General features: G+C 37.7%; 16 protein-coding genes and 3 pseudogenes. 8 read left to right on the top strand and 11 right to left on the bottom strand.

Translation table 11 applies throughout. From position 1 onward, the window contains the following. Nucleotides 1-422: 422 nt before the first annotated feature. Nucleotides 423-1561, bottom strand: a pseudogene (locus A3712_RS02725) (ISL3 family transposase); the annotation flags it as partial. A gap of 263 nt (nt 1562-1824) precedes the next feature. Here A3712_RS02725 and A3712_RS02720 point away from each other — a divergent pair. Then, on the top strand, nt 1825-2172 hold the full coding sequence (locus A3712_RS02720) for an Ldh family oxidoreductase (protein WP_063522179.1): 348 nt from the start codon (nt 1825-1827) through the stop codon (nt 2170-2172). Between the two features lies 1 nt (nt 2173). Continuing rightward, nucleotides 2174-3355 (top strand): MFS transporter, encoded by a 1182-nt coding sequence (locus A3712_RS02715; protein WP_063522178.1) that lies wholly within the window; start codon nt 2174-2176, stop codon nt 3353-3355. Nucleotides 3356-3780: 425 nt separating this feature from the next. Here A3712_RS02715 and A3712_RS02705 read toward each other — a convergent pair whose 3' ends face one another. The 5 genes and pseudogenes from A3712_RS02705 to A3712_RS02680 all read right to left on the bottom strand — a co-directional run bounded on the left by A3712_RS02705 (nt 3781) and on the right by A3712_RS02680 (nt 8976). Continuing rightward, nucleotides 3781-4302 (bottom strand): 4'-phosphopantetheinyl transferase family protein, encoded by a 522-nt coding sequence (locus A3712_RS02705; protein WP_063522176.1) that lies wholly within the window; start codon nt 4300-4302, stop codon nt 3781-3783. 992 nt (nt 4303-5294) lie between these two features. After that, nucleotides 5295-5487: pseudogene (locus A3712_RS28695) on the bottom strand (hypothetical protein). Further along, on the bottom strand, nt 5459-6175 hold the full coding sequence (locus tag A3712_RS02695) for a glycosyltransferase (protein ID WP_063522174.1): 717 nt from the start codon (nt 6173-6175) through the stop codon (nt 5459-5461). Before A3712_RS02695 ends, A3712_RS28695 begins: the two are co-directional and overlap by 29 nt. Before the next feature lie 649 nt (nt 6176-6824). Then, nucleotides 6825-7577, bottom strand: a complete 753-nt coding sequence (locus A3712_RS02690) for a hypothetical protein (RefSeq protein ID WP_063522173.1) — start codon at nt 7575-7577, stop codon at nt 6825-6827. A gap of 1048 nt (nt 7578-8625) precedes the next feature. Continuing rightward, the gene (locus tag A3712_RS02680) at nt 8626-8976 is read right to left on the bottom strand and encodes a hypothetical protein (protein ID WP_157618699.1); all 351 of its coding nucleotides are present in this window, start codon (nt 8974-8976) and stop codon (nt 8626-8628) included. Between the two features lie 440 nt (nt 8977-9416). Between A3712_RS02680 and pyrE the strand changes: the two are divergent. The 6 genes and pseudogenes from pyrE to A3712_RS28805 all read left to right on the top strand — a co-directional run. Next, a pseudogene (pyrE, locus tag A3712_RS02675) lies at nt 9417-9845 on the top strand (orotate phosphoribosyltransferase); the annotation flags it as partial. A 125-nt stretch (nt 9846-9970) separates the two neighbouring features. After that, complete coding sequence (locus A3712_RS02670; protein WP_082856164.1) at nt 9971-10381, top strand: rod shape-determining protein; 411 nt, start codon at nt 9971-9973, stop codon at nt 10379-10381. 174 nt (nt 10382-10555) lie between these two features. Next, a complete protein-coding gene (locus A3712_RS02665; protein ID WP_063522169.1) occupies nt 10556-10951 on the top strand; it encodes a lipocalin-like domain-containing protein in 396 nt (131 codons plus the stop codon). Between the two features lie 216 nt (nt 10952-11167). Further along, on the top strand, nt 11168-11488 hold the full coding sequence (locus tag A3712_RS02660) for a hypothetical protein (RefSeq protein WP_063522168.1): 321 nt from the start codon (nt 11168-11170) through the stop codon (nt 11486-11488). Between the two features lie 419 nt (nt 11489-11907). Next, nucleotides 11908-12468 (top strand): Crp/Fnr family transcriptional regulator, encoded by a 561-nt coding sequence (locus A3712_RS02655; protein ID WP_063522167.1) that lies wholly within the window; start codon nt 11908-11910, stop codon nt 12466-12468. A gap of 61 nt (nt 12469-12529) precedes the next feature. Beyond that, on the top strand, nt 12530-13363 hold the full coding sequence (locus A3712_RS28805; RefSeq protein ID WP_082856163.1) for an EamA family transporter: 834 nt from the start codon (nt 12530-12532) through the stop codon (nt 13361-13363). A gap of 112 nt (nt 13364-13475) precedes the next feature. Here A3712_RS28805 and A3712_RS02645 read toward each other — a convergent pair whose 3' ends face one another. The 5 genes from A3712_RS02645 to A3712_RS02620 form a co-directional block, all read right to left on the bottom strand. Further along, complete coding sequence (locus A3712_RS02645) at nt 13476-13832, bottom strand: MarR family winged helix-turn-helix transcriptional regulator (RefSeq protein ID WP_231891757.1); 357 nt, start codon at nt 13830-13832, stop codon at nt 13476-13478. 70 nt (nt 13833-13902) lie between these two features. Next, nucleotides 13903-14319, bottom strand: coding sequence for an SRPBCC family protein (locus tag A3712_RS02640; protein WP_063522164.1), 417 nt, complete (start codon nt 14317-14319; stop codon nt 13903-13905). A gap of 1046 nt (nt 14320-15365) precedes the next feature. Then, the gene (locus A3712_RS02630; protein WP_063522162.1) at nt 15366-15980 is read right to left on the bottom strand and encodes a CSS-motif domain-containing protein; all 615 of its coding nucleotides are present in this window, start codon (nt 15978-15980) and stop codon (nt 15366-15368) included. 124 nt (nt 15981-16104) lie between these two features. Then, entirely contained in the window at nt 16105-16965 is an 861-nt protein-coding gene (locus A3712_RS02625) for a LysR family transcriptional regulator (RefSeq protein ID WP_063522161.1), read from the bottom strand. Between the two features lie 115 nt (nt 16966-17080). Continuing rightward, nucleotides 17081-18607, bottom strand: a complete 1527-nt coding sequence (locus A3712_RS02620; RefSeq protein WP_197465785.1) for an amidase — start codon at nt 18605-18607, stop codon at nt 17081-17083. Nucleotides 18608-18972 lie beyond the last annotated feature (365 nt).

Raw genomic sequence — 18972 nt, 5'->3', positions numbered from 1 at the left:
CACAGGCGACGTTGAATACTTTATTTGTATGTTTTGCACATTGAAATACGGCCTATCTATCAGTGGTCAAGCTATTGATTTTTTACATAACAAACTGAAATTGGTTGATTTACAATCACACCAGAATCTACAAACCTTTGCCTATGCGTCTGGAACAGATTGAGTTCGGGGGGAACTCGGCCGCCCCAAATGGCTCATTTCTTTTAAGAGAGCGAGTCGATTGCGCTTTTAGTCTCGAAGATGCTTAATGTGGAGTGTTATGGTTGGGAATTGGAAATCCACTATGGCAATAGTTGTAGCTCCGAGAGAATCGGCACATGTTTACAAACGTGGGGTGCTCTTCCTTAACACATTTATGCACCGAAACAATTCAGAGCAAAAGCTCTTGCGTACTTCGAACCGAGTCATTTCCCCTATAAAAAAGCTCTTCGCCTGAGCCAACAAATAGAGACATTTCCAGCCTCTACTCGAGCGTTAGTTAATTTGTACTTCGCGTAGTTAAAGATACCAACCTTCCTTTATAGAAGTTCATCGGCAAAGTTACTTAATGAGAGAATTCGAGTGGATTTCACAAGACGACTCCAAGCTCGAGTGCAGCCACCATTGTGTTGTAACAAGGCTCGTCCCAAATCGCTTGTAGCTGCTCTTTCAGCATATAAATGATGCATAGGGTCTTATTGCTTTCGAGTAAATCGTCAAGTCTGTTGGATTGTTTATCATTCAACTTGATCGCATTTTTCAGTAAGAGAAAGAGCATGCCTTTGAGCATTGTCTTCTCCTCGTGGGAGCCGTTCTTAAACGCTTTTGCTCTCTCTTTTTTCATTAAAATGCAGTAGTTTTGCATCATATGAAATCGATCGAAGACGATATCTGCGTTGGGCAACATTTTCCTAACAGCTGATTGATAAGCTTACCCCATATCCATTGAAACTGCCTTAATCCCCTCTCTCGTTGTTACTGATAACCGCTTAAAAAAGTGATGAGCACTTTGGCTTTTCGACCATGCTCTGTCCAAATGAGGTGGCCAGAAACTAGGTCATATACCCCCCTCATATAGTCATGCCTCTTCGCTCGTGTTACCTCATCAACACCAATATGCATTAGGTTGGTCAATTTCTCAGGCTCCAAGGAAGGTAAGCTCGCTCGTAAGTACTCCTTATCGATATTCTGGACGGTTTCCCAGCGAATGCCTAAATGTTGAGAAACAGCATGGATACTCATATGGCGGCATAAACCGCTGATGAACTTGCAAAATCGGGCCGTGTAACGACTTCCTTTGGCAACATATTCAGTAGGTTCAATCAACCTTCTACCGGTTTGATCTCGAGTCTGAGCGAACTCTACTTCAATCGTACATGGTCGGCCACTAACAGGAAGAGCTTGAATCCGCCTTCGAATGTAGTGCTCGACGGTGCATGGAGAGTCTGCCATCGGCTTCTTAACTTTAAACCGCCTGTCTCGACGACAACGAACTAATAGCGATGGAGAGGCTTCTTCTATTGAAAATAGACTTAACACATTGCCCTTTAAAGTGAAACAATGTGGAAGATAATAACGGCAAGGTAAACCACTAATTTTCTAGAGAAAGAAGCATTGTAAATAAGAGTATTATCAATAAACCTCGTATGTATTCAGACTCATTTAACCGGAGAAGAGACATCATACCCGTAAGTCACACATTGCTATGTTACAACTTAAAATCACAAAATAAGTTTTCATACATGAAAATGAAACCAGTTGAATATGAGCGCGTAATCTCAGTTTTAAAAAATTTAATGGATAGAATACTTAAATTAAATAAATGTTAAAAAAGAGAAAAATATTATGAAGAAAATAGCCATAGAGCTATTACAAAGCGTCGTCAAAAAAATATTTGTTGACGCGCAGCTTTCAGATAAACAAGCAAACGAATTAACAGAGCAATTGCTTTACTCTGAGCAGCGCGGTGTAACTTCTCACGGTTTGGTTAGAGTTAAGTGGATAATCGACCAATTACATAAATACCCAAAAAAATCGCCAATACAGCTGTTGAAAAACGAGATAACAGAACTATATGACGCAAGTGGTGTTCTAGGTTATGTTGCTTTGAACGAAATCGTTAAGCAACAAGGAGCTGCTAAAAATAAAAAAATAACATCACATTCCACTATGATTTTTTCTTTTAGGAGTTAGGGTGTTTTACATATTTTTCTCATCATTTACTTCAGGTGTTGCTATCTCTGTTTTTATTACGGCCATTTCTTGGTACGTAGAAAATATCTTTGATTCTTCCATGTACCTTTCATATGTTTTGGTTTCTGGTTATATATTTTCTTTTTTTGCCCTCCCTTATATCAGTAGACTTTCTGATAAGTATAGGTCCAGATTAGTATTAATTGGCATATACACCTTGGGCACTCTCGTATGTTTATTCCTTATAACTTACCCAGATATCAAGAGTTTACCTGTTTTTTATCACTTGACTTTGGTTGTACTGGCAACAGCAATTCTCACTATGGTAAAGACTGCGGATCAAGTTGTGCGTAGTATTTATGTTAAGCGTAAGTTTAGAGATGGCGTGATACACAAAGCCAATAAGGGACTTGAGGTTGTTAGACAAGGAATTACTGTTTTCTCTGGAGGGTTCGCGTATATATTTATTCGTGATGACTCTCTTGTTTATGTTTGTTCGTTCGGATTAATTTGTTTTATTGCTTCTATAATGATTTCGTTTTGGATTGAGAATGAGAAGCCAGTCAACACCCCCCAACATCGCAATAAATTGGAGCATGCTTACACTTCGGGCTTTCAATGTGGGGATAATAATAAAATAATCACCTTAACTATTGCGCCATATGTCTTAGTTGTTTCATTAAATGTACTATACCCCCCTTTGTTCAACTCTTTTAATGCGTTATCAAGTGATTTTGGAATCATGGTTATCCCTTATGGATTAGGAGCTATAGTGGGTAGCCTTGCTAGTCCTCAATCAATAGAAGATTTTAAGAAGCACTATATTTGCTTTTCTTCTTTAATTGTTCTCTCTATGCTTCTACCCTATTTAAATGTAGGGATTTATTCTTTATATGTAATGTTATTTATTTTAGCTTTAAGCCACTCTTATATTAGAGTAATGAGAAATACATTAATTATGAATTACACTTCAAAAGGAAGAATAAGTAATGCAATGGCATACAATGAAAGGTTGTTTATTTTCTTTTCTGTTTTTTCAACTATACTTCTTGCCTTTCTTTCTGATTGGCTAGGTATAGAGTTAGCTTGGTTTTTTGCTCTTACAATGTTTCTAATAGTAACGATATTGGTTTTACGCTCTCCATTTTTAAAAGAACAAGGCGTATTTGTACAAATACCGTAACTAATATTTGTTGGCATTCTCCCCTAGCGAAGTCGCTAGGGAATTCCCATTATATGGCTCACACTAAATTGCTTTAGGTGCAAACTCCTGATTCATCAAGTGGCTAATGCCTACTCTCCACAGTCCAGCAAGCGGAATTCCTGCTTTAAAATATTTAGAGTACCAATGATATCTGTATTGTCAGTGTTGCCACACACAAAGAGCTCTTGTGATTCACGGTTGTCGGGGTGATGTTTGACGTCTGGACCTATTGTAAGCTTTCCCAAAGAAAAGTAACGACTCCCTCTATACTTGTGGAAAACCTTACTTTGAAGCTCGCTCCTTTCTGCCATTGTTCGGATAGTTTTTTTTCTAACGAAATAGTGCAACACCCTAATTCACAGTCAGTATTATTTACAGAAGCATACTCAAAACTAAAAAACCGTTTAACCGTAGGATAAAGCGCTTTGTAAAGGCTCTTTTGCGGAAAAAATCAATGTTACCTCTTGCTGATACGAAAGCCTACACTCCCCTAACCTTTGATATTCTTCAAAAATTAGTATTTCTTTTCCAATTTCATCGGCAACCTCAGCGTCAATCCACTCTTCAATATCGATACCCAAAATAGGATGAACTTCGCTTGACGCAACAGCGGCAATCGCTTGTGAACTATTATGCGAGATAGATCCCGTTATACCAATCGGCCAGTTTGGTGATCGATCTTGATTAGGATAAATACAATATCTCTGTTCAGTTAGTTCTAGCAATGCATTACTAGCTGCATAACGCCCAGCTAAGTACTCAGCACAACGTTTATCCACCGCCTTATTTAACGACTCAGGAAAAGTAACGCCAAGCTCATCAAAGAGTTCCCTGCGGTAGCTACTTTTTTCGTAGTTAAGATGAGAAATTTTTATGGTTTCAGGGAGACTTAAGCACTGGTTTTTACCAGCTGTAATAAAGGTCATTTTTCGAATTGCATATTGATTTTCAATGAATGGATTATATCAGCATGGAGTTGCAATTTTTAGTTACATCCACACCAACCCCGTTTAGCTGTTGGTGGTCGGCTTCCCGACCTTATCAAAGTGTTTTTCTAGCTTAACTGGCAATGCCAAGCGTTTGCATGGTTATCCCCCCTTCGTTTAGTTAGCGAAAAAAAACTGTAAAGAGATTTATAGAGGTGAGGATGAAGCGACTTGGATTCTGGAAGTTGAAGAACAAGCCAAGTCCTCGTTTGTGTATGAGCAACGCTTCGATGATGATAAAGAGGCTTGCCCTCAGTTCGAATCTGATATCGCAGAGTTTGGCATAGGGTATTTCATTTCTGAAGAGCCGAAGAATGCATTGCATTGATATAAAAATCACAGAATTGGAAAGGTATGAACTTAATAGAACTTAAAGGGCACCTATGAGCCCACAAACAAGAAACTCAGCCATCTAGAGACTCACTCACTGATTTGCATGAAGACTTCTATACTTTTCTCGCTAGGTAATACACCAAGAAAACAGCCAATAAACATACCATGATTGTTGACCTGTTCATTATTTTTCTATGTGACTATACCGATGCGAGAGACATTCAATCGATTACTAAGGGAATGGTTAATAGTCAATTTCGCTTTTGGTGGAAAAAGAAAGTGTGCTCCAGCGAGACCGACAATGACTTTAACGTGGCTCTGAAGAAGCTCTTCAATTTTCTAGCTCAGGAACAATTTATTGTGAATGAAGTGGCCATAAAACCAAAAGAATAATAAATCAATTTTTGTAACTTATTATTCACACTTGAGTTTGTAAAAATAACATATGACAGTTTCTCAAAGAGTGTATGGCTAAATGATAAATGTCCAATGATGAGTTACGTGTAATTGAAAGTAGGTGTTCTAAATTCTGAAAGCGCACATCAAATATACCGGCACAGTAAAGCTCCACCTTTTCAGTCTAGCCAAGACAGCACCATCTAAAATCCCTTGGGCGTTATGTTTACATACCAATCCAAGTCCACTTTCTTGGGCATGATTAGTCCGTGCTCCTCTAGAGTTTTGCATGAGAATCGAAAATTGTTCGGGTGGGTATCTTTTTGAAGTAAATGATTAACGGCTTGGTATGTAGATGACCGTTGATTTACCTTCCAGTTTTATACCAGTATCGATCTGATAACTCTTTGTTTTTACCTTTAAGTAACTCTTTGAAATTTAGCTTAAGCGCAAAAAAGTCACCAAATTGGTCAAACTTTCTTGTAGAGCACGTAACCTTAGATCTACTTATTGTCCCGTATTTCAAATTTCTTCTCTTGGCTAACTCTTTTAATCTGAGCGCGAAATCAATGTCTTCAGCCATCAACAAATCTTCATCAAAATAACCTATTCTCTCAATATCTTTCTTTTTGGCCCAAAAAAGAACTAATGATACTCTCATTTTCAGAAAGATAATTGAAATCGCTAATAAAGCTGTTATTAATATTCCTACCGAATATCTATCAGGACGAGCAATTATACCACCACCAATATACTTACCTGTTTCCAATTGTCTAACAACTTCAGCTAATACGCCTGGATCCATTGTATTATCTGCATCGAGAGTAACGATAACATCCCCGCTGGCATTTTTTATGCCTGTATTTCTAACTCTTGATATATTTGGAGTTTCTTCCTTAACTAGGGTGACATCATAAAACTTTGCGATAGACTCTGTGTTATCTGTACAGTTATTTAAAACGACAACTATCTCGGTCTCAATCTTAATATTTCTGCTTGCATTTATAACCGATTCAATAGAGCTTCTTATGTAGCCTTCTTCGTTGTGGGCAGGAATTATAACTGATATTTTTTTTACATTCATTGTCACTATCCCAAGTTTTTTCTCAATGAGATTTACTAACCACTAACTATAAATACATTCTATATGGATTCAAGGCTTTGTTTCCTTAAGCTTGAAGGCTTCACTTTGAATAGGGTCCTAACTGTCATATTTCGGATTCTATTCATCTTTCACTGGCCTCTACTTGGTGGAGGTTGATTTTAGTGCGCGTGTTGATACGAAATTCCCCTCGGTAATTAGGCTAACGACAAAGTCGCTTGGTAGTTAAGGTACGACAGAATCGCTTGGTGATCACACTTCACAGGTTGCACTTCTTAACTCAGTTGTGCCCCTAAATTGGTTTCGCCAAAAAGTCTCTATTCACATGCGAGTGTGTTTTGACCAAATAGAACTCATCTGAAACCTAACACTCACAAAGAAAAAATGGGTGTTAGAGTGCGGTTCTTAGCTCAAATGAATTTGCTAATTTTTGCCCTGTAAATCGCTTTGAAAGCGTCACAAACTTACAAGTCGTTATGGCAGCAGATGACCTTTAACAAGTGTCTAAAATCTTCGCTATGAGCGCTCGAGGCGTCTGAGGGCTGTTTTTGATAGCAAACTCACACATTTAGCATAATAGGAATAATGAACACCGATTTTTGATGTTCTTCATTACCAACATTGAATGGTTTTATTCGATTTCCGATCTTAAGGTTGTGCAAGTTTTATTTTTTAGGAAACCCAACATTGTTTTGATGGTTTTTTTTTGAACTCTATCGACGCCAAAGTCGGTAAAATCCATATGCTTTGATGCTGACATATCCACAATACAGATACCATATAATTTCTGATCTTCAATTGTTGGTATTACACCTAATGCTGTAGGGTATTCTGGTGATCTTATTGATAGAACTCTAATGTTATTATTTTTAGGTAACGACACCCGCTTGCTGTCTAGCGTTATTAGTTGATGAATATAATCGTTATTGTCATTACTAAACCACGCTGAAATGTCGCCTCCGTTAGAGTGACCAACTAAAGTTAACTTGTTAAAGTCATAGGTTGGGAAGCGAGATTCTAATTTTCCTTTAAGATATTTTATAGTTTTCGCCCCTCTCTTCCAGTTCTCTATACGCGTTTGGTATAAGTCACCTGTTTTTGAAAGTGGAGGATCATTAGGAAGTTCATGATCTATCGAAACAGTCATATATCCATGTTCATTTAAGCTTTTTGTTATGAATTTGTACTTTGTAAATGGTACGCGATTACCAGCACTTACAAATGCAACCTGACAACGTTTTTGGTGAGTGCAATTTTCATATTCTATGGGAAAGTTAATTTCTATCGGGATAGAGCGATCTCGTACTGAGTCTCGGATGGTAATGTTTTCTGCGCTTACAACAATCGGTAGTATTGAAATGAATATCGTTAAAATGTATTTCATACAAACGCCTAAATTAAAGGTGGTGAGGAGGAAGTCGGATTTTTTCATATTACAATCAGTTAAGCATTGCATTTAACGTAACTGCACTTAGTGCGTACCTAAACCAATACTTTTGCTAGTGCGATACTACTCATCGCACTAGCTCTTCACAAGTAGACTTGCCATACCTGTGGTTATTAATGGTTTGTTAATTTAGCAAAAGCACTAGCAAATAATTGTCCAAATATGAGTTATTGGTCATAGATAACCCGTTGAAATATTAGCATAGATGCATGAAATATTGTATCTGCAAACTCTGCTTTATTGTGTTGTATTCTTTCGCCCACTTTCTCAACCTCTGGAAGTGGGCTTTTTTCACTTTGCCATACCTTAAGTTATTAATGTTTTGCTAATGTTCGATTTTCCGAAAATGGTTTTTGTCCAATGGTTGTGTTTGATACGTTCGGTATCTCCCAAAAGTAATCTAAACGGCAGCGTTTTAACTACCGCTACGTACAACACTTAAATGATTACTAACTGTAAGTTCTCCCAAAGGACATTTAAGCGCCATCAAAATCGTAATTCAGATAATAGGCGCTATGGTTAGTGCGATAAACGCTAGCTGTTATCTTTTAGATTGCTAAAGTTATCAATTAAGTTTGGGGTTTGATTAAATTGCCAACTATTACTTATTTTTAAGCCTTTCTGAACATAATCAGTGGCCTTACCATTAAGCTGCACTGAACGAAGTATCTTACTTTTAAAAAAGTAGAAAAACGTTCGTTAGCTTTAACTAATAGAATATCAGGTTGAATCTCATACCTATAAATACTGTATTGACTTTGATTAGTATGAACTATCGTGCTTTTTCGCCTACCTCCATGATCACATCTCCAATATATCATTCCATCTTTATAAGTGGAAAATTGTGGATTATATTCAGTGTAAGTCGGCTGACCGCCTCGGTTAATTTGTGCTTTAGTAAGTTGGTAGCAACTGTTTAGGTTCTTCTCTTTAATTTCAGCTGTTTTCACCTTAATATACTTAAAATCACAAAATGATTCTTTAGTTACGCCACTTTTTCAATTACACGATCACCATCAATTTCATAATCAAAACTTAAGTCCAAGTATCCATTTATGGCATGGCAAATGGACACTTTTTCATCTTTAGACAAAGATTTAGCATCTGTTTGAATAAAATCCAAACTTACTTCTGGATGGGCTTGCAACTTTTCTTGGATAACAATTCCTCCCCCAATAACGCTAATAGGAAGAATAAAACCAAATAATAAAGCAACCTCATCACTTAATTTCCGATTAAAAAGCCTACCGATAAATTTTACAAATAAGACATACAGATACACTGGAAAAACTAATAATATTAAAATCAAATGCAAATCTGATTTCCTTCGTCTCATGCTATTAATCCCATTAACAAACTAAACTTTAAGATGTTTGATAGTATCAAAAAGCATAACGTGTCACTAGATTGCATATTGTGATTGCTTGCCATACTTTCCTTAATCCGATAGGTATGAGTTAGAGTGCAAGGTTTAACAAGCATATGTCCAAAGACGTGCTGACGCCCATTTCGACAAACACTTCTTTGCCCCAAAGTGTGTTTAGAACGTATGAATTAAGCATGAGAACTATTGTGGCAACAGCTTGCTGGCAAATCGTCTAACACTTATTCGTACATCAGGCTGGAACATATTTTGCTTATCAATTCATGCTTTACAGAAAAAATCTGTATTTAGTGATGTAGGCACGGAACTGTAGAACTTAAAGTATTGTTATTCATAGAAAAAAAGATGTATTGTTTACGTCATTAAGATACTAGACAGAATACTTCGATAAATACTTGTTTGAATCGAACCCACGAGTTTTACAAGCAATCGCAGAGCACTTGGAATGTGTTTTGCCTTCAAGTTTTGACCAATTGGCTGGTCTTGAAATGGGCGGAATTCCAATAGCTACGGCACTCTCTTTAAGAATTCAAAAGCAAGTTTTATTCGTCCGCAAGGAAGCTAAAGAGTATGGTACGTGTAAGTTAGCTGAGGGCGGCGGAATAGACAATCAGGAACTTTTGATTGTTGAAGACGTTGTAACTTCGGGTGGAGCAATAATTGACGCAGTTAACGAATTACGTGCTCGTGGTGCTATTGTCAATAATGTCGTTTGTGTAATTGACCGAGAAGGTAGTGGCAGAGAGAACTTAGAAAAATTGGGTCTTAAGTTTAGCCCTCTCTTCACAAAGTCAGAGTTAGAAAAAGCGGTCGGGTTATAACAAAACGTTTAAGAGTGAAGCCAAACGCGTGCCGGTTTCGCTTCGCTCCACATTATGGCACACGGTTGGCGCACCTGAACGTGGCGTTAAATGGCTAAGTTGACTACCTCACTCAAAGGTGAGTAATGAGTATGTTTATTAGAAAACTGTTTTCTAATGATCTATTAGTGGAATTGAGTGAAAGGAAAATAGTCATTCAAACGATAGGAAATGGAAAAAAATTAGAGTACGAGCCATATTTGGCAGTAGAAACACCAGGTACAAAAAGTTTGATTAAAAGTGTTGGTTCAGAGGCTAGGTTGCAGTCCGGCACAGGCATTCAGGTCATTAACCCATTTTCGCATCCACGTTCTTTTATTGCTGACTTTTATGTTGCTGAAAAACTGATACAGCATGGAGTGCGCGAAGTGCTCAAATCGAAACCCTTTAAACTGTCACCTCGAATCATAGTGCACCAATTAGAAAAAGTTGAAGGTGGCTTAACAAACGTTGAGGAAAGAGTATTAAGAGAACTTGCCCTGAGCTGTGGTGCATGAGATGTCATCACTTACGTCGGGAGACAGTTAGATCCTAACACAATTACTTTTGAAGACATGAAGAGAAACATGGCCATTTAACAAGGCGTTTAGGGCACAATTTTTAAGTTGGGTGATATTGCGTTATCGCCCGTTAGCAAGGCGTTAGGTATCAAGGAGCTTAAGGAAGCACAAATGAAACTATCAAAGGAAGTACTAGTTGGCGTTTGGTCCCTAGATGAGTTCATCATTCATCGAGAATCAGGTGAGTTGTTTAACTGGCCGGGAAAACAAAACGGTACTCTAATATATACTGACAATGGATTCGTTAGCGTCGCACAGAATAGAGAGCCCTTACCTAATCCGACTGACGAAGATAAAAAGAGAGAATCAAACTTCTATACCGCTACTTATGAATTAGATTTAGAGAACAACCGTGTGTTTCACATTGGGCTTCAGTCTAGCGTTCAATCTGTAATAGGTGAACGTATGGAGCGTGAAGTAAAGCTACTAGGAGATGGTCGCTTATGGCTATCTGGTAAAGGGCTAAAAGAGCGAGTCATACTAGTACGGTCAAAAGTTGATACCTAACAAGAGACTATGGTTTTAAGATACTTTTTCATACCTGCTCTTGATGAAACTAAGTCATTTAAGCTAACAAGGTTTTGTCCAAAAGCTATTTAGATCAAGCTCTACAAATTTCATGAGCTTGGTTCTCTTCTATCCAATATAATTCGATGAAAGAGGATAAGATCATACTCATATGAGAGTGGTGTAGGAGTAAGTAAGTGTTGATATTGGGGTGTTATGAAGAAAAGTGAAAAAGTACTAAGTATAGCATTTTTTTGGTTTTTAACCTTAGTGCTTAACTTCAAAGGATTGTTGATATTATCGTTATTGAGTTACTTTAGTTTCTGGATTTTACTTGTTAGAGAGAAGTATTTTCTTGAGTTTAAAAAATCATGCATATTCGCATTAGTATCTGTGCCGATTGTCTATTCCTCTATCATTTTAGATGGTTATTTTCAGTTAGAAGGAAACTTAAGAATAATAGTATCTTTACCTATTATTACGATTGGTGGTTTTGTTTTTTCTAATATAAAACGTTCTCTTTCACCGGCAAACTGAAGGTAACTGGGGTATTGGAGGTTCAAACTCTCTAAGCCCATACGTACTGGTCAACAAAATTCGGCCCCAATTTAACCACTGCTTGGATAAGAACTTGCATTCAAGGCTTACAGATACTTTTTCTGTTAGATATCGAGCGCGTTAGAGTCCAAACCCTAATCCGTTTCTGTCCAAAGACGTGTTGACGCCGTTCTCGGCAAACATCCCATTTCCCTCGGTAATTGGGCTAACGATAAAGTCACTTGGTAGTTAAGGTACGACAGAATCGCTTGGTGATCACACTTCACAGGATGCACTTCTTAACTCAGTTGTGCCCCTATACAAGTTAGATATTATTGTGGTTGACTTTCATTTTTGTATGAAGGGCTTACGTGTAGGGTAATGAAAATCCGACCATTCAAGGGAATATTGTAGGTAATATGAAAAATATAGAATCCGTATGCTCATTTTTTGAAGGACTCGGTATCGGTCATCCTGAACGTTATTTCTCTACGTTTTCAACTTCATTAGTCGATGAATCTTGTGTATTGCTACGTCAAGGCGAAGAGCAGACACATGCATTCTATTTGATCTCTGGTATCTTGAAGGCCTGCCATTATTCCGATTCAGGAGTAGAGCGATGTAAGGAGTTTTATTTTCCACAAAGCCTTTGCATACTTTTTTCGAGTTGGATAGAGAATCGAGGGTCTAGCTATCAAATTGAATCATTAACTAAAGTAGAATTCATTAAAGTACCAATGAGTATGCTTAATTCTCAAGAATGGGTTAACACAAAAATTAAGCTCCTAGAACGGCAACTGCTTTATAAAGAAAAAAAGGAAAGTTTTTTTCTGCTCAATACACACGTAGAAAGATATAAGCATCTAGTTAATGATTTTCCGCATTGGGTCAAACACTTAACAAGCGTTGATATTGCTAATTACATGGGGATAAGCCCTGTTAGTTTATCAAGAATAAAAAACCGCATTAACAATTGTTAATTAACACCATTGAATTTCAATAGAACATAGAACCACTATTCTTTACTTAAAGAACTCTATTTTGTGGGTTTTATTTTCTCTTTTATCCGCTGCTTTTTTAACCATGAAGGATGTCTCATTAAAACAGTCGACATCTAGATTATCAGCAATACAATCTACAGCGGTAATGTTGCTCACTCTTTGTCCTATTTGTCTATCCTGCATATTCATTCTCGAAAAGGTGAACTACGACGTTGTTCTAGTGATAATGATGTTCTCGGCTGCCACGTTTGATGCTGCTACTATGACATTTTATCTCTTAGCTTTACGCAATGGGTCCTTAGCCAAAGTCATTCCTCTTTTATGCTTTGTTCCTGTATTCCAGCTAGTTTTTAACTTTGTTTTTTACAATGAAGCCCCTTCCTTGTTTGGATTCATAGGGATAATTTCTGCGATCTTTTTTATATTTTATGGTGAGAGTTTAGATCTAATAAGCATAATAAAAGACAAAGCGGTAAACAGCATGATATGTGTCGTTCTGCTCTGGTCACTTAGCTCAATCATTCATAAAGAGGGTTCTGGTCAGATTGGAGCTGTTAATTGGACGGCGCACATATGCTTAGTCATGTTCTTATATTATTTGCCTTTTCTGCTCAGAATACGGCCATCGACTACAAGTTTAAGTGACTTCTCTTCTTTAATTGTCCCCGCTCTGGCTCACCTACTAACTTTACTGACATTTTATCAAGCTGCTTCGATAGGAAACGTTGCTTTTGTATCTTCGCTCAGGCGATTCTCGACTGTGTTTTCAATTTTGATTGGTTGGTATAAGTATAATGAGACTGTAACAAAGAGGCTCTGCATATCGATATTTGGGCTAATAGTGTCAGCTTTAACCATTACACTTTTTGGTTAATCGTATGACAACTATCGGGAAGTTGGTACTAGGTTGCGGATATCGCCCCTCTATGATGTATCGTTAATGTTTGAAACGCCGAACTCACAATTGTCCAATAGTGAGTTTTAATTCAAGGGACTTGAAGGCCCGCTAACAGGGAAATAAATCGTCCTCTTTCGCCCTTTAAGCTTTCGAAATATAGTTGGTCTAACTCTTCCACCTGCGCTATTGCGTTTATTGCTAGAGTTTTTCCAGTTTCCGTGAGTCTCAGAGAAAAGCTGCGTAAATCTCTAACACCTTTATCTTTAGTGATAAGATTATTCGCAACCAGCGCTTTCATCGACTTTGATAATGTCATCTTATCCAAGCCTGTAATATTGACTATTTCTGTTTGCGTGGTTTCGTTTTTGTTCTTGTTACACCATAGTACCGAGGCGAGTATAACGAACTGAGTATGGTTGATGTTTAGCGGCTTAAGGAGTTTCATTACCTCCGAGTGCCATCTATTGTAAGCAACCCAGAGCTGTAGCCCTGCGCTGTCCGATGGGAGCTCATGCTTAAACATTGTTCTCCGCCCTTTTTTTTAATCCTTCAAGAGTAGCCGGTAGTCCATCATAAATTTTCTTTCCCACGACTTTCCCAAACAAAAAACTGGTTAACCCCGAAAACTGAACCCTATGAGTTACCTCCGTTATTTCTCCTTTAGCCTGTAACTGGTGCTCAAATGATAGGAGGCAGAATGGCAGTTTGCTTATGACAGTAAAGCTCTTATTTGGTGTAGCATCCGTAATTACTATCTTTGATTTAGGTCCATTGGTCGGCTTTAAAACGCCTTTCACACCAACCTCGAATGCCCCCAATAGACAAGAGTAGACCACTTCTTTATCCCATTGATTCCAGTTTTCTACATCGACATATAGCGAATATATGTCTTGAGGTGATGCTTCAATACAAATACGTTCTTCAAAAATCACTTTTACCGTCCTAGTTGATTGTAAAATAGTAAACTAATTTACAATAGTTGATAATAGGTATATTTGCAACATCACTTCCAGCCACGAAAAACGTTTGTCTCGATTAAGTTCTAAACTATAATCTCAAGGATTAAATAATATAGTAAAAATCAGCTGGTTATTGTCATTTTTAGTAACCGAATGGCGATATAGTGGCGGCAAATTTCAACCATAAGAAACATACCGAGATCACCTTCCCTTAGAGCACGTCAGAGAGAATATGTCATATTCCATGGCACAATGCCTGCATCTCTCAGCCGAAACGTTCTCTGTCCTCACACTCAAGCCAAGACAATCGGTAAGCAGGATTGAAATAAAAAACCACCGGTGTAGGATTAATAACCTAATAGATACGTCATTTTTCCTGAACCATTTATCCCTTTGATAGGGAACAATCCGTTCTCTACCTCTACAAGAGTCCTATTGAAAATAAGTCTGTACTTTTCAGCGAAAAAACAAAAAATTACCTTTAGTTGCGTTTTAATATTAGGGAGCGACTGGCTCAGGGATAGCGTCACAAAAGGCTGTTTAGTGAAAGCGTATTGAGCTAGAAATTGTTCTTGTGACGATAAAGAACCCTCTCCTGTGGAAGCGAAACAGCTTTAGGCAGAGGAAAAGTCAAATCTGAGAACATCTCCGTCAGAAAACCAAATCCATTGTGCGCTACTGATGTTTTTAAACATTGTCTTCCCCATTCATGTTGATTCATACTGACTACGTTGATATCGCAGTCTTTGAACTCAAAGTCGAAAAACACATTCGTCGGCTTTTTATTCCATCTGCATACCAACACCCGCATCACCGTAAGAGTGGCTGCCTTCACTATTGCAAAAAGCGCCGCCGATGGGCGCAGGCCTGCGTAATATGCTTAAAAAGTTCAGGAGCCTTATCTGGGGCGACGTCCAAGGCTGTTTTTCTACTCAATTAAGCATGCTGGTTGAGTGGTTGAGTGGTTGAACAGAGTTACTTGGGAATACCAGACACCATACCCTTTGGGTGTGCGTATTCTACAACAAGAATACACAAGCCAGTTTGTAGCACGGCTCTTGAGAGAGAGCACATTGTTTTGTTCTTTTAAAAGAGCAAAACAATGTGCTTAAAAGGAGTTTAAATAATGCAAATTGTATACGGATATTGTCGTGAAGATGAGGCGGGGAGTTTATTGGACCGCTTAGTTGAACAGATAGATTAACTAAATCAGGATCCAACGATACTTCCTGAATATAAATACCATCAATCTCACTAAAAGCGATTCGTTTATTTTTTTCAGTCCTAATAACGAGAAGAGGTGTGTCAGAAACTAGGCTTTTGTGCATTAATAGGAGGCTATCTTTGATATAGCCACTTACAGGGTTATCGATACTTACGGGGCCCCAAAGTGAAGTACAATAAATATTACCGAGATAGCCTAAGTTAGTCGCTCTAACATAAGGTTCACTGACTACGCTCTCTCTTAAGTCAGCGGCCTCAGCATCACAGCTCAGGTCGTGGAAACTTAAACTAAGTGCTCTTTTATTTGACTGTTCTCCAAAGGCTAAAATATTGTTAATTTCTTCTACAGCCGTAAGTAAATGATTTTGTAATTGCTCTCTCAGGTTATTAATTGAAAAGTAATAAAACAAAATCAATACAAAAAAATGGTAGTAAGGCTATGAAAAGAATATGACCATCTTTTAATCTTTTTTCGAAAATCATACCTTGCTATAAAACCTATGAAAATAAAATAAATGTAACATTAAGAGTCCATCAAAAATCATAAGTGTTTATATTATCAATAATGGACTTTATCTTAAGGCTAGGTGTTGATTTACATCTCACAATCATCGGCCAAAACATTGACTTATCGCTACTCTCCAGGTCAAAATGAATAGCATTTTTCTTAACACTCGGAATACTATCAATTACGATATCTGGTAGAATTGCATACCCTTTTCCCTGCTCTAGCAAACACTGCAATTGCTGTAATGTTGAACAAATAATTAAATTTGGGCTATACATTATAGAATTCTCTACTTCATCAGAGTGAAATTTTGAACGCTTTATTACAATCTGCTGGTGCTCTGAAAGGTTCTCTATCTTTTTTTCGTCCTTAACGGTTGTAAGACAATGTGATTGAAAAAAAACCAACTTCCAACATATGACAGATATAACTTTATCACTTGACATCTTGTGGCTATCCAATTCACCAAGCCCTACATATATATCGACTAAATCTTTGTCATATGAGTTCACAATCGATATATTACCATCAAAATTACTCGTAACGACCTCCAATATTTTAGAAGTTATAGATTGAGAGGCTATCCATTCATCTATGTATATTACTAAAGATTCAGGTTCAGACCCCTTGTAAGATAGAAACTCATTTAAGTTATTAAGTTTTTCATTAACAGCTAAACAGTGCAGATATAGATTATGGCCATTTTTAGTCAAAATAGGCTTTTTACCTGGCTTTCGTTCAAAAACAGAAAAACCTATATCAGCTTCTAGATAATCTATTGCCTGTGATACTGCTGAAACACTAATTCTGTTTAACCTAGCAGCTTGAGAGAATGAACTAGTTTTTACGATATCTATTATTATATTGATTTTTTCATTAGATAACATCTTCAACCTTTTTTAAAATTCACATCCTGAGCTATAATACGAAGATAGTGATTTATTTAGAAACTTTAAACAATTCGCCCCCATAACGAGTGCGAATTGTTTGATTTATATACGTTTATTTATATTTTGAGGAAAAAAGATTTTCAGAAATTGAATCATACCCACTTGCTACTCTTAATACTGATTCCGTTTCAAAAGTTGCACCTATTATTTGAACACCTGTTGGTACACCATTACTTGCCATACCTGATGGGATATTAACAACAGGGTGCCAATTGAGGAGGTTCCACAATGGAGTAAGCATCCAACCTGTAATTGAGTCCACTGACATTCCCGATATTTTTAGATTATCGTTTATAGGGTCGAAGTCAGCCTTAATATTATTTGTTGCTAAAGTTGGCATAATAAGAGCTTCATACCCATTTAAGAATACCTTGTCTTGGATTACACGATAGTATGAAGATACTGTGCTTTCATAATAAGCCATTGCTTCCGATCCTAAATCAGACTGGGCTACTTTAGCAAAGTGCTTGCCGTATGAAGTCAATAGCTCTTCATATTCGCCAAGAGATTTCATAGCCTCGCCAAAACTTCCGGATAACAACCCTGACTGTAGTGCCAACGTTATTTGCTTGTTGGTAATATCCGAATCATTTAGCTTAACTTCTTCAACAATCGCACCTTGTTTTCTAAGGATCTCGATTACAGCCAGAGTATTTTTCTTCGTATCTTCATCGATTACCGCCCAGCCCTGGTCAAGCGAGTATGCAATCTTCATCCCTTTAATGCTCTCGTAAGTAAGCGGAACTTCCTTTTTAGGAAGTGATGTTATGCTGTACTTGGACTTCCCTGAAATAACATTGTATAGAAGCAACATATCCTTTAGGTTCCTTGCAAGAGGACCTTCTCCTGCTGGTAACAGGAACGCGTTACCGGCTGTAGTTCCAACTCGTCCAAAAGGTGCTTTCAAACCATACAAGCCATTAAATGCAGCAGGAATTCTGGTGGAGCCTCCCATATCACTCCCTAGTGCCAATGTAGAAAAACCAGCAGCTAATGCGGCCCCTGAACCACCTGAGGAGCCCCCAACAGTAAAGTCAGGGTTCCACGGATTTCTTGTCACTCCCCACAGGTTTGACCAAGTAACTGCAGCAAAATAGAGCTCCGGTACAGTCGTTTGGATATGCATAATCGCTCCACTTTGCTCTAGCTTGTCAATAACAGGATGATTGACCTTCGCAGGGGGGGCATCTTTGAGCACTAAAGTGCCAGCCGTTGTAATCCAACCTATTTTGTCAAACTCATCTTTAATGGCTACAGTAATACCTTCTAAAGCTCGTGGGTTGCCATTTTTATACCTTAAATCTGACTCCCTCGCAGCCATTCTGGCTTCATCAAAGTGTTTATATGTGATAGCGTTTATTGTCGTGTTTTCGCTTTCAATTAATTTAATTTGTGCTTCTAACACTTGAGATGGCTTTATTTCTAAAGTCTTGTACTTTTCCATCAAATGAGCGGCTGGCATATATGCTAGCTCTTCATTTGTATATGCAAAGACTGAACTTGAAACCACAAATAAAAGCATCGTTGTAAACGAATTAATTTTCCGACCGAGGGAACCAACCATAATACTCTTTAACATTATTCCTATCCTCCATAAGTCTACATCTACAGTATTGGTTTCTTTCATCCTATATGCAAATTCGTAATCATAAAAGTCAGGTTACTTAAGATGAACTTAAGGCTTTTAACCATGGTCACTAAGACAAGATTCAGCAAAAGAACCAGGTTCAAGCTATCCGCTACGACTATAATGAAAATTAACAATATAAAATTTGAACAAACATGTAATGACAATCAAATACTCTCTCGTCATAAGTTGGATATTAGATTGCTGTGCTTAATAACAACTTAGCATTAGTTTATTAGTTCCCCCCTCCCCCTTTAGTTTACTAAGTTATACGATACATAAGTGCGACATTTACTTTTACGACGCCACTCTAAATT

It is taken from the genome of Vibrio sp. HI00D65, from assembly GCF_001635455.1.
GTDB lineage: Bacteria > Pseudomonadota > Gammaproteobacteria > Enterobacterales > Vibrionaceae > Vibrio.
Note: the sequence above shows the minus strand (reverse complement) of the source record. Positions and strands in the feature narration are given on the sequence as shown.